Annotated in this window: 6 protein-coding genes; 4 read left to right on the top strand and 2 right to left on the bottom strand. The window is 33.3% G+C overall.

The genetic code is table 11. The features are described 5' to 3' along the window. Positions 1-292 precede the first annotated feature (292 nt). Positions 293-4,414 (top strand): S8 family serine peptidase, encoded by a 4,122-nt coding sequence (locus tag CN601_RS27905; protein ID WP_142317382.1) that lies wholly within the window; start codon positions 293-295, stop codon positions 4,412-4,414. Positions 4,415-4,813: 399 nt separating this feature from the next. Here the strand turns inward: CN601_RS27905 and CN601_RS19990 are convergent, their stop codons facing one another. Beyond that, positions 4,814-5,038: a hypothetical protein gene (locus tag CN601_RS19990; RefSeq protein WP_098121439.1), complete on the bottom strand. Its 225-nt coding sequence runs from the start codon at positions 5,036-5,038 to the stop codon at positions 4,814-4,816. A gap of 280 nt (positions 5,039-5,318) precedes the next feature. On the opposite strand from CN601_RS19990, the gene CN601_RS19985 reads away from it, so the two are divergent. Continuing rightward, positions 5,319-5,630, top strand: coding sequence for a LysR family transcriptional regulator (locus CN601_RS19985; RefSeq protein WP_098121438.1), 312 nt, complete (start codon positions 5,319-5,321; stop codon positions 5,628-5,630). 265 nt (positions 5,631-5,895) lie between these two features. Here CN601_RS19985 and CN601_RS27245 read toward each other — a convergent pair whose 3' ends face one another. Next, the gene (locus tag CN601_RS27245) at positions 5,896-6,762 is read right to left on the bottom strand and encodes a LysR family transcriptional regulator (protein WP_257131758.1); all 867 of its coding nucleotides are present in this window, start codon (positions 6,760-6,762) and stop codon (positions 5,896-5,898) included. Between the two features lie 604 nt (positions 6,763-7,366). On the opposite strand from CN601_RS27245, the gene CN601_RS19975 reads away from it, so the two are divergent. Together CN601_RS19975 and CN601_RS19970 are read left to right on the top strand one after the other, a co-directional pair. Continuing rightward, the gene (locus CN601_RS19975) at positions 7,367-8,605 is read left to right on the top strand and encodes a helix-turn-helix domain-containing protein (protein WP_098172101.1); all 1,239 of its coding nucleotides are present in this window, start codon (positions 7,367-7,369) and stop codon (positions 8,603-8,605) included. 681 nt (positions 8,606-9,286) lie between these two features. Next, complete coding sequence (locus CN601_RS19970) at positions 9,287-13,462, top strand: S8 family serine peptidase (protein WP_179865623.1); 4,176 nt, start codon at positions 9,287-9,289, stop codon at positions 13,460-13,462. Positions 13,463-13,499 lie beyond the last annotated feature (37 nt).

Here is a 13,499-nt window from a genome sequence, read left to right as displayed (position 1 = left end):
AACGCGGCATGGGAGTCTACTATGAAAATTAAATTCACTTGAACTATCAAATATTTAAAAAGTACATAAAAAAATATATAAAAATTTCTACCCATTTAGTTTTACTACTATAGTATTCATCTCCGAAAAATACATACTTAACTGGAAACGTTGTAATTTATTGTAAGAATTTATCGATTTATATTTAATAGATTGAATGAATTTGTCAAAATAAGAATTTTATCAATTGTCATTATAATAAAATTAGAATTCAAGAAAATTCTAAAAAATTAATAGGAAGGGATTGATAAGATTGAAAAAGTCTAAAAAGACACAGCCAATTGCTAAAGCGAAACGAGCTGCGGCTGTTGTGTTGAGTACGGGTCTTTTGCTAGGACTTGTCGCTAACTTAAATTACACTTCTGTTGCACATGCACAAACTAATACAAAGGCTGAAAGTATTTTAGCGAATTTAACAAAAGAGCAGCGTGAAGCATTGCAAAAGTTGGATAATCATAAATTAAAAACGGGATTACAACTATCACCTGATGTTGATTTGTCGAGTGAGAAAGATGTGACTGTGATCGTAGAATTAAATGAACTTCCAGCGAAAACAGCACAAATTGCTAAAGCAATTAAAGGAGAAAAAATTTCTCTTACACAAGCAAATGAGAATGTAGAAAAATCTCAAGTACAATTTAAAAAAGATTTGCAAACAAGACTAAAAAAGACCAAATCAGGTAAAGATGTCTATCGGGTGAAACATATTTATAAAAATTCCTTGAATGGTGTCGCATTAACATTGCCAGCAAATCAAGTAAAATCATTGTTAGATTCTAAAGTAGTAAAAGCTATTTATAGTGATTACACAGTGCAGGTCGAACCACCAGCTCAAACACAAACAGGGGAAGTAAACAACCAAACAAAGGTTGATAGTATTCCATTTTTAAATCTGGATAAACTTCATGACGAAGGGTACACAGGTAAAGGGGTAAAGGTTGGTGTTATTGATACAGGTGTCGACTATAATCACCCAGATTTAAAGCATGCGTATAAAGGTGGATATGACTTTGTAGATAATGACAATAATCCGATGGAAACTACTTATGATGACTGGGAAAAGTCTAAAAAAGCAGAGTATTCGAATGGAAGTTCCTATTATACAGATCATGGAACACATGTGTCTGGAACGATTGCAGGTCGGGCAGAAAACAATTCAGATTATAAAGTAATAGGAGTGGCTCCGGAATCTGATTTATATGTTTATCGTGTATTAGGGCCATACGGAAGCGGAACAACGGCTGCGATCCTTGCAGGGATTGATAAAGCTGTTCAAGATGGTATGGATGTAATTAATTTATCATTAGGTGCTTCTATCAATGATCCGTTATATGCAACAAGCATTGCAATTGATAATGCCGTATTAAGTGGAGTGACTGCAGTTGTTGCAGCTGGTAATTCGGGAGACGCCCTGAATACGTTAGGTTCTCCAGGTGCTGCGGCACTAGCGCTAACAGTAGGAGCGAGTTCTGTTCCTAGTGAGGTTACGAGCTTCGAGAGTCAAATCGCCTCTGGTAGTAATAATACTGGTGTGACGATGCAGTTAATGACGAAGAAATGGACAGATGACTTCAGCAGTATGACTGGTAAATCATTTGAAATTGTAAATGTAGGTTTAGGTGGTCCAAACGATTACACAGGAAAAGATGTGAATGGTAAAATCGCGTTTATTCAGCGAGGTACATATGCATTAATTGAGAAAATGGAATATGCAAGAGATCATGGGGCAGCCGGCGTAATCATCTATAATTCGAATCCAGATGAAGGTCAAATTCCAATTTTCTTAGGTGAAAGCAATGATAATATCCCAACGTTTTCGATGACAAATAAAGATGGCCTAGCTGTAAATGATCTGTTTTCAAGTGGTGTACCAAACGTTACTTTTGGTGCAAAAAGTGAAAAAGAACTAGCTGGAGATGAATTGGCAAGCTTTAGCTCAAGAGGACCATCTGGAACTTTATATGATATTAAACCAGAGGTAACGGCACCAGGCGTAGATGTATTATCAACGGTACCTTCATATATTGCAAATAAAGAGGATACATCCGACTATTCCTCTGCATATTTACGTATGTCCGGCACATCTATGGCATCTCCACATGTTGCAGGAGTTGCAGCGCTATTACTGCAAGCTCACCCAGATTATACGCCTGGAGATGTAAAGACTGTACTGATGAATACAGCCGATCCGCTAAAAAATTCATATAGTGTATTTGAAGTTGGAGCAGGCAGAATCGATCCAATGCAAGCGATTCATTCCGATGCGATGATAAGCGTTCTAGATAAGACCCCTTACATTGAAAGTGGAGAAGAAAAAATCATTTCAGAACAAACCGGAGGTCTAAGTTACGGCTTCGTTCCAGTTTCGTCAGATAAGGATTACTCGAAGACTACGAAACTATCATTTGAGAATAGTAGTGTTAAAGATAAAAAGTATGAGTTATCCGTTGAATACAATGTTAGTGCAAAAGGATCATTAGATGCGGATAAAAATGGCGTTACGGTAAAAGTGCCAAATACAATTACTGTTAAGAAAAACAGTTCAAAACAACTTTCGGCGACATTAGAAATTCCAAAGACGGCAGAAAAAGGTATTTATGAGGGCTATATTAATATTAAAGAGAAAAACAATCCGGAAGAAAGCTATCGTATTCCATTTGGAGTAAAGGCTACTGATGAAGGTTTAGCTTACTTTGATGTATACACAAAGAGCATTTCAACAAACCGAGTCATTAATTTATTCAGCCGAAAAGATACCGATTTAGATTTTAGATTAAACACGTCGATGCAAACGTTAGACTGGGTATTAGTCGATCCGAAAACGAATAAGGATCTCGGACTTATTACTTCGGTTAGCGGTTCAGGTGCAGCGGTTGACACAGATTACACGATGGACAGTGCATTTTACGGCAGATATTTCCCATTCACAGGTGATGATAAAAATCCAATAGGGTATGTTTCTGAAAAAGCACCAGATGGAATTTACGACATAAAAATGATTGGAACAAACAAAGACGGTAAACAATTTGTGAAAACATCGAAAGTAAGTATTGATAACAGTGGACCAACAATAAAGTTCGATGATACAAATGCGATGCCTAAAGGTGATACTCAAATAGTAGAATTAGCGGAAGGGCAAGATAAAGTTACGCTTTCCGGAACGTTATTGGACCCTGAGATCGGTAAAACGCAAGAAGCAGGCATGCCTCTTACTCAAGCGAATAATAAAGTGTTTTATGGCCCGGGTTCATCAAATGCATATTCCTTGAGTGTAGACGAGAATGGGAAATTTAGTACAGAAGTTAGAGTAAGTGGAATGATTAATCCAGTGCAATATGTAGGTGCTGATTTTGCAGGAAATGGGACATTACCTAAAATGGTTTATTATACGAAGAAAGGCGCATCTTATATTTATGCAAAACCAAATAAAGTTGCAATGGAATATGGTGAAAAAATTACTTATACGTTCTACGCGCATAATTTACGAAAAGCCAATAAGCTTAATTTCAGATTAGACTATGTAGCGAAATATTTTGATAGTGTTGAATTTAAAAAAGCACAAAGTTTACCAGAAGGAACAGAACTGACAACAACTATTACGGGTACAACTAGTAAAGGGACAATAGTGAATATCAATGTACCAGGAGCAGGAATTGAAGGAGATGTTGCATTATTTGATTTAGAAGTTGATACAAATGCAAATGAATTCCTTAATCCATTTGCTCAAATCCTTAATTTTTCTACTGTTCAAGTAAATAGCGAAAGTACGAATAGACTGCAGATTATTATGGGAACAGTGCCAATGTATCCTATGTACTCTACAGCAACAGCTAAGCTAAATGGTGTAGGCTTATATACTGCAGCAGGCACACCCAACTACAGTATTGATTATACGAAAGCTGGAGCAACTATGAATCTAAAAGGGACTAATGGTGTCTTCTATGATGGCGTAATTGAAAAAAATGGAAATGTAACATTTAAAGGACTTCCAGCATCAGTACAAAAATATACAGTGATTATGGATATTCCTGGACATTTTACGACATATACACCATTGGAAATTGGACGTACTGAGAGGGGAGTTAATATTGGGGAAGCGGAACCTTCTTATCCAACAGTAGGTGCTAAACCAGGTGATATCAATAAGGATAATGTCATTGATGTGATGGATGCGATCTATATACAAACATATTGGGGAACAAACAAGCGAAGTGCTGATATTAATTTTGATGGAATTGTTGATGCAAAAGACTTAGCATTTATAGAGAAAAACTATTTAATGCAAAATCCTTTTGTTACAGTAGCACCAAAGCCAGTCAAAAAGTATAAAGGAAGTACGTTAGAATCGATTAAGAGTGAACTTGGAATACAATAAAAAACGTTCTTTCATATAGAAGACACCCCATCTGTAATGATTTAAAATAAACTTCTAAGAAGAGGATTATGAATTGTATTTTATCTCCCTATAGTAGACAGTGGAAAGTTTAATGAACTGATTATTATGGAGGAGATTTTTTTATGAAGAAATATTAGACCAAAATAGCCCGAACATCTTAATGGGGGATTATATACTCGTTCAGAGTGTTTTTAGTGATATCAAGTTCAAAGTTCATGTACTAGTGGGAAACGGCAGCAAAGTGTCGTTTTTACTATATTACAAAAAAAATTAAAAGACCTACATACAGTTTGCAGGTCTTTATTGGTCTATTTGATGTTCACATTTTGATTTAAGGATGAAAGGAAAAATAAATCCCTACAAAAACGATCAAATTCATTAATAAAGTGGATGTTGGCTCTGACAAGGTGGAAATCCATTAATATCTTGAATCATATAGAAATCATATTGTTTTAGAGCAAACTGTGCTTGATACATATATTCTATAATTAGGACTTTTGAATCAGATACTCCACACAATACTCCCGATGTACCTTGACCATTTGTTAAAGAAACGCCAACAGGTTGACCTATTAAATATCTTATTTTTTGATTCCAAGGCATTATTATCACTCCTTTAAATTAACTATATTAAATCGGGAGTAAATTGGTTCCTGTGTAATATACAAGATAAGAACCATATTGTTGCCAAGTATTACAATAAATCGAAAAAAATTTAAAATTGATAAATTTTTTCAAAATTAAAATCACATCAACAGTTAATATAATGAATGTATTCAAAAGAAGAGGATGAGAGTAGATTTTTTAGGAGGTTTCTCACCCTTAAATAAGATTTCTTTTTTTCTGATGGCTGATCTTACAAAGTCAATTTAGGAGGGACTATATGAATATTAAACAATTAAGCTATCTTAGTGAATTTACAAAAAGTGGTTCCTATAAGATTGCAGCGCAAAAATTTCTTGTTAGTGAAGCGATCATTAAGAAGTCGTTATTTAGTTTAGAGAATGAATTAGGTATTAAACTAGTTGAGTGTCATGACGACTCTAAAGTAGTCCCTTCATTTGAAGCGTTAGAAATTTTTCCATTAGTAAATGATATCCTGATAAATTATCAGGAGTTTGAAGAAGTAGTTAAATTCTTATCAAACAGTTCTTTTGTGAAAAGTAATATGATGTATGAAGTGGGGATATTATAACATAACCTAAAAATGAGACATAAGTACAAGTATTACTACTTTAATTTCAACTTTGTGATGAGGTCTTCTCTACTATAGACGACCTGTATTTTTATAAATATTTTTATATAAAAATATTCACTTAAGATGTTGAAATAGATTTGAAAAATGGATAAGTTGTGCAATTGTTTCAGAAGGAAAATAAAATTGGAATATAATTTTTAAAGACCAAATCGCTAAAAGATTTGGTCTTTAAAGTTTTTTTGAAAAAACATAAGTTTGAATTTTAATATTCTATACAATCTTGAATATAACGAATAAAATTTTTAGAATTACTGGTTAGTGGTTTGCTTTTAAGGTTGACTGTCCAGAGTTCGTCGCTAATATAAGGTGAGAACTTTAAAGGAATCGACTTTATGGTACCAGACAAAGTATCTGGATGATTTTTAATTGTAATATTACGGACAAAAGTAACTCCTAAACCATTTTTCACTGCTTCTCTAATACTTTCTGTATTATTTGAAATGAAATGAATATTCATATTTTTAACTACTTGACGACTGTGTTCTACAAATGAATGATTGTTATATAGAACAAACTTTTCGTGGAGTAAATCTTCAGGTGTAATTTCATCTAAATTATATAATGGAGATTGTTTACCAACGAGTACGCAATAGTTGGTCATAGTTAAAAGTTCATATTGTATATCTTTATCTTCTTTTAGTTTCCTTTCGTTTGAAAAAAGGAACGCAATATCAGGTTGATCAAATGGAATATAATCTAGGATCTGGTCCGGAGCATATTCATAAACTTGAACATCAATATTTGGGAAATCTTTTTTGAAATTAATAATTGATTCATTAATCAAATAAACCAAACCTGGAACAGTTGCAATTTTTAATTGGGACTGATAAGTGTCGTTCTGAATTGCGATCTTATCCTCCATAATTTCAATTTCATTTAAAACTTTTTTTGCCTGTTTAATAACTTCTTTTCCAGCTTCAGTAGGTACTGTTTTCATTTTTAAACGGATAAATAACTTCAAATTTATTTTCTTTTCCAATTTCTTCAGAGATTGACTTACAGCTGAAGCAGATATATTTAAGTTTTTAGCTGCCTTTGTAATGGATTCCTCTTTCGATACTTCAACAATATATTTTAAATGTTAAATATTCATTTTGTACCTCCTTTAAGCGGTATCGAAGTATGAATTGATTATACTGTATAATTTTATTAAATAAAATTGTTAAACAATATTTCGATGTTGGAATTATTGACCAAAAACTATGTGTAAAAATTTGTTAATTGTTATTTAAGAATAATTACTAGAGAGTCTAGTGTTAAGAAATACTTAATAGATTGTAAACTAAAATTCGTTTTACATGATAAATCTAAGTAATTAAAATATAGAGTATAATATAAGGGTTATTTTTTTATTTTTCTGAAATTTTAGAATAAAAATTAAAAAGTTAAAGTTGTTATGTTTTTTATCTAGTTGAAGAATTTGTTCTAATTCAAAATGGCTATTCGTCAAGCATAGGCAAAGAAAGATAGTCGTTGCCTCGGTTCCAATAAAAAAAATAGAGATAAATTGAGATTTTTACTGTGTAGGGTTAGTCAGCATCTTTGTAATTCAACATATTTAATTCCGATAAACAATTATTTAGATGCTATAAGCCGTAAAGAAAAATGGCTTATGGCATTTTTACTTTTATCATTTAGAGATTAAAAATTCTTAATATTGGGTGGGATGCAACTTGAATGATTTTCTACTTTATGAGTTTAACAAGCTGATGAAGAAAAACAACTGGAATCTTAAAGAGTTAGCAAAAAAATCAGATATCCATTATAGCGATATGAGTAGAATATTTAATAATAAAAAAGCACTATCTTTACATTATTTGGATGCCATAACTGAGGCCTTCCAACTGTCTAAAGGATCATTTTATAAAGGTTATATAAACCTATGCTTTAATGAAAGAAATCTATTAGATAAAAGAAGAAGTGGTGCTTTTATTTATGAATGTGCTAAAAATGGTTTTAAATCCGAATTATCTTTTATTTTATCAGTAATGATTGAAGAAAAATCAAAATCAATTCGTTTTAAATATTTTCAAAATGTATTCTTTATTGCTGAACAGCTTTTTTCAGAAGGTAAAGAAAAAGAAGCATTACCTTTATACGAACTAATTATTGAGCATATGCCCAATTCAGCAACTGAAGAAGTGGCAATCAGTTATTTTCGAAAATTTTATATGACTCGTCTTACGAGCGAAGGCAGTTCAGTGTTAGTACGTATAATTGAGTATATTTCATTTATGCCACCAAAATTTCAAGAACTGACCATTTTATGGATGACAGCTACTTATTATATGTTAAAACAATGGGACGAGGTTTTACATTATGCTAAGCGATTAAAAAAAATAGCAAAAACTAAGGAACATGTGGGCCATGCACTTTTGTATCAAGCATTTGCATTAACAAGGCTAGGTAGCAAATTGGAAGATGTTTTAAATTTAATCGAGAAATATGAAAAAATAAATGATTATTTTGCAGAAATTGCCGTTGGAAATCGATTTGTCACACACATTGATTTTGGCAATCTACATGTTGTTGATTCATATTATAATTGGCTTCGTAACCGTGATGATTTTTATGTTGGAATTCCAAGGATTATAGAAAGTTATGTAAAATTAGGTAGGTTAGAAGATGCTGAAAACTTTATTGAAAAGTATGATGATCAAATCGCTGAAATGAGCAACTCTTCTGATTTATATAAACAACATCTATATATAGATTATTGTTTTGCACTAGGTTTGTTGAAATGTGAGACAAATAAAATAAACGAGGGATTAGATGAAATATTAAATGTGGCTTTAAAGGTGAAAAATTCTGAGATTCATGAGAGATTCCAAAAATGTCTATTAACAATCTGGCATTATCGAAATTTTTTTAGTAAAGAATTAGAAGAAAAATATATTCAGATTCTAAGTTGAATAAATTAATGAATCATTAATGAAGAAGTCAACTATTGCACCCATATCTTAAAAGAGCACAAATTATAATCTATAGAAAGTATTAATAGCTCATATAGAGTTAATTAATAAATAATTTGAATTTATCCTTATAGATTTCAATGGACTCCGGTATTAAACCGGAGTCTTTTCTATTGATAATGACCCTGTTGGATACGGAAAAGATACTAGAGAGTTTGCTGTACTTAGCCACATACAGGTAACGCACCGATATCATAAATAAGTTGGTCGGAATCATATTGAATTACAATTTATAAAAAAATGACAATTTTTTACAATATTCAAATTACACCAACTCCTATTATGATTGAAACTAACAATTTAATAGGAAAAATTTCTGATAATAAAGAAAATTTTTCTTGTAAAAACGACAAGTTCAATCTTTGAACGACAACTAATTATACGATTAATGATGTAAGGCAATTTGAATTAAATTGTCGACTTCTTGATATATAAAGAATTGGAAGGGAATTAGATTCAGATTAAAATTAGATAAAAACAATGTGAAAATGTCGTATTTTGTCATAATTTATCAAAAAAAAAAAATAGGGATTGATAGATTTTGTCAAAATGTCGAAACTGTAAACTTTCCGTATAATCGAAATAGAAAGAAAATAGAGATAGATGGGGGAGAAAAGCAGCATGAATCGTTTTGTTAAAAGTACAGCAGTTTTGGCATTAAGTACTGGAGTTTTATTCAATACAATTCCAGTAAACCATCATCAGCCTATTGTAAAGGCTGCGGCACAATCATCAATTGAAGAAGTGCTTTCAAAGCTTACGGCAGAACAACGTCAAGCTTTAAAGAAATTAGAGGTTACTAGTCAAGAAGGATTACAGTTACCAGCATCAGTAGATTTAGGAAGCTCTAAAAATCTATCAGTGATTGTTGAATTAAGAGACCAACCTGCGAAGGTAGCTGTTTTAGAAGAAGCATCTAAAGGAAACAGTTTATCACTTAATGATGCAAAACAAAAAGCAGATAAAGCGCAGGCAACATTTAAAAATGATTTACAAACAATTTATAAAGATGAATTAAAAGCAAATAAAAATCTGTATAAAATTAAACGAACGTATAAAAATACATTAAATGGTGTTGCGATTGACCTACCAGCAAACAAAGTTAAGTCATTATTAGACTCAAAGGTTGTTAAAGCAGTTTGGCCAAATAGTGTTTTAAAAGTGGAGCCACCAAAAGCAACTGAAAGTGCAGCAGGCACAACGAAGAAAATGGAAACAGAAGTATTCCCTGGCGTAAGCAAATTGCACGCAGAAGGTTATACTGGAAAAGGCATTAAAGTAGGTGTAATTGATACAGGTATCGATTATAACCACCCAGACTTAACAGATGCTTATAAAGGGTATCGTGCACAATCTGGAGTAGATCCAAAAACAATTGATCCTAATTCAGTAAAAGGTTGGGACTTTGTTAATAACGATGCAGATCCAATGGAAACAACGTATGCTGATTGGAAAAAATCAGGATATGCTGAAGTTGATCCAAATTCAGGTTCTGAATACTATACAGAACACGGAACACATGTATCAGGTATTATCGCTGGTCGCGGTGAAAATAACACCGATTATGCAGTAACAGGTGTTGCACCAGAAGCTGATTTGTATGTCTATAAAGTTCTAGGAGCATATGGATCTGGTTCTACTGAAAATGTATTAGCAGGGATTGATAAGTCTATATCTGACGGAATGGATGTGATCAACTTATCACTTGGTAGTAACACAAATGATCCAGAAGAGGTTGAAAGTCTTGCGTTAAATAATGCAGTCCTTTCTGGTGTAACTGCTGTTGTAGCAGCTGGTAATGCAGGTGACGGAATGTATTCTTTAGGTGCACCTGGCGCAGCGGCATTACCTATTACAGTTGGTGCGAACGATACGAAGACGGTAATTGACACAGCAAAAGGGACATTACATGGAACGTCTGATGTAGCGGCTGATTTAAAATTATTAGGTAAAGGCTTTGCTGACAATATAGAGAGTTTAAAAGGTAATAATTTACCAGTCGTTTTAGTCCCAAGTGTGGGTGAAGATTCTGCATATAATAATATCGATGTAAATGGTAAGGTTGCGATTGTAAACCGAGGAGATATCCCGCTTATTGATAAAATCACAATCGCGAAACAACATGGTGCAGTGGGAATCATTATGATTGATAATGTACCTGGTGAAGGGTTTATTCCAACGTATTTAGGCTCAAGTTATGGCTTCATTCCTGCATTCTCAATGTCGTATGAACAAGGAGCTGATCTTGTAGCAAAACTTGATACAGCCAATCCAACCTTCTCTTTTGATGAAGTAGGACAAGTAACGGATGGAGGAAATAAATTAGCGTCATTCAGTTCACGTGGACCAGCGCGTATCACATATGATATTAAACCTGAAGTAACGGCTCCAGGTGTTGCGGTATTCTCTACTGTTCCATCTTACATGCACGGTGCAGATCAAAGTGGTAAATATGAGTATGCATACGATAATTTATCAGGCACATCAATGGCTACTCCAAACGTAGCTGGTGTAGCAGCATTATTATTACAAGCAAATCCTAACTTAACGCCAGCTCAAATTAAAGAAACCTTAATGAATACAGCTGATCCATTAAATGGAGACTATAGTGTATTCGAAACGGGTGCTGGACAAGTAGATCCATATGAAGCAATTCATTCTAAGACTAGAATTGAAGTAGTTGATGAAACACAGGGTGCATTGGATAAAAAAGGAAACCTTAAAACAGTTAAAGATTTAACAGGTGCTCTTTCATTTGGTGTAGCAGCTCCAGCAGGAAAAAATATTAGTGATCAACGCTCACTAAACATCTATAACAATAGCAATCAAGCAAAAACATATGATGTAACTGTTTCATACCAAAAGGACCGTAGAGGTTCATTAGATGCAGACGATAACGGCGTAATGGTTGTGACAGATAAGTCAATCAAAGTTGGGGCAAATTCGAAAAAGAAATCAACTGTCGCAATTACAGTGCCAAAATTAGCAAAATTAGGTATTTACGAAGGATTTGTAACATATACAAATCATACTAATCCAGATGAAACATTCCAAGTTCCTTTCGCAATTAAAACAGTGGAAGAAGGAATGAATCCAATTTCATTTACGCCACAAGCATTTACACAAGTGTTTGATTATGCATTTGGAGGTCAGTTAGTCTATACAAATGCGACTATGAGTATTAAATCACATATGCGTTCATTTGATGTGGTTCTTGAAGACGGAAAAACAGGTAAAGAATTAGGCTTTGTCGGTTCATTTGATGGTCTAGCTATGGACGAAAATACGGTATATACAGTTAGTCGAATTTTTAATGGCTTATATTACAAATCTACGGGTGATGAGGAAAAACCATTTGCTTACGATCCTGATTTAGCGAAGCCAGGATACTATAAACTAAAAATAATTGGTACGAATGATGCGGGAAAAACATTCGCTCAAGAAGCACCAATTTATTTCGATAATGCGGATCCTAAAATAAAAGTGAACAGTCCAGAAGTGGTTGAATATAAAAATGGACAAACTAGTGTAACAATTACTGGATCGGTTTATGATAAAGAAACCGAGGAAATGAAAAACCTTGGTATGAACGTTAGTCAAGCAAGTACAAAAGTGTATTATCAAGATTATTTAGGTGGAAGAGCAGTATCAGTCCCAGTAAACGCTGATGGGTCATTTACAGCGACGATTCCAACAAATGAAACAAGACCGATGGAACTAAATTTTTATGCGATGGATGTGGCAACAAATAGAACGTATAAAGAAGGAAAAGAAATCTTTATTACACGTGATGATGTAATGTATGGCTATATGCAACCTGAAAAACGTACAGTAAAAATGGGTGAAACAGCGAATGCTACTTTAATGTTAAATAAAGCAAGTGATGTAAAACAAGTTGTTTATAAGTTCGAGCATTATACAAATAATGCATCAATGAATATTACACTAAATCCGAGCTTAGCAGATAAAGTAGATATTAAAGTTGAGGATAACGTTGTGTATGGACCTGCTTATTTAAATGAAGCGACAGTAACAATCACAGCAAAAGATGGGGTTCTTCCACTTTCAGGAGATTTAAAACTTGCGGATGTAGCGTTTAAAATGAGTAATGAGTATACTGCGGCTCCTGTCGTTTATTCTGCGAAATTAAATACGACAGTAACAGATAGTAATAACACGACAAATACGGTGATAAGTGGAAATCCAAATATTTTCTTCCAGGAGTCGACATATTCACAACTTCGTGGTGGTAATGAAGCAGAAGCATTTTTAGCTCCAGATGGTGGTCCACTTGGAGGACTAGATTATTCGAAATTAGGATATAAGGTCACAGCAACAGGTTCAGACGGTAAAGTATATGATGGCGTAATCAATTCAACTAGTTCAACTACGTTTAAAATTCCAAACTTACCACTAACTGATGACACGTTCGAGCTTAAATTAGATGTTCCTGGACATTTTACAGTACACAAAGACTTTACAATGGGATTCCATGATGAAAACGGAAATGTAACGCCACAAAACCGTTTTATTTCATTAAACCCAGCTTACGCAGGTGATGTAAATAAAGATGATGTGATCGACGTGATGGATGCAATGTACTTACAAACTTATTGGGGTACAAATAAACGTGCTGCAGATATAAACTATGATGGGGTAGTTGACGAAAAAGATATGGCATATGTAGAGGAAAACTACTTAATTCAAAATCCTACAATTAATTATGCACCAACACCTAAGAAGAAATATAAATCACAAACGTTAGAAACTGTTAAGAATGCATTAGGAATTAATTAATAAAAAACTAAATAATTCTTTAAATTTAAAAGACTCC

Origin of the sequence: Bacillus sp. AFS017336, from assembly GCF_002555445.1 — a bacterium.
GTDB lineage: Bacteria > Bacillota > Bacilli > Bacillales > Bacillaceae_G > Gottfriedia.
This window is presented reverse-complemented; position numbering and strand designations above follow the sequence as displayed.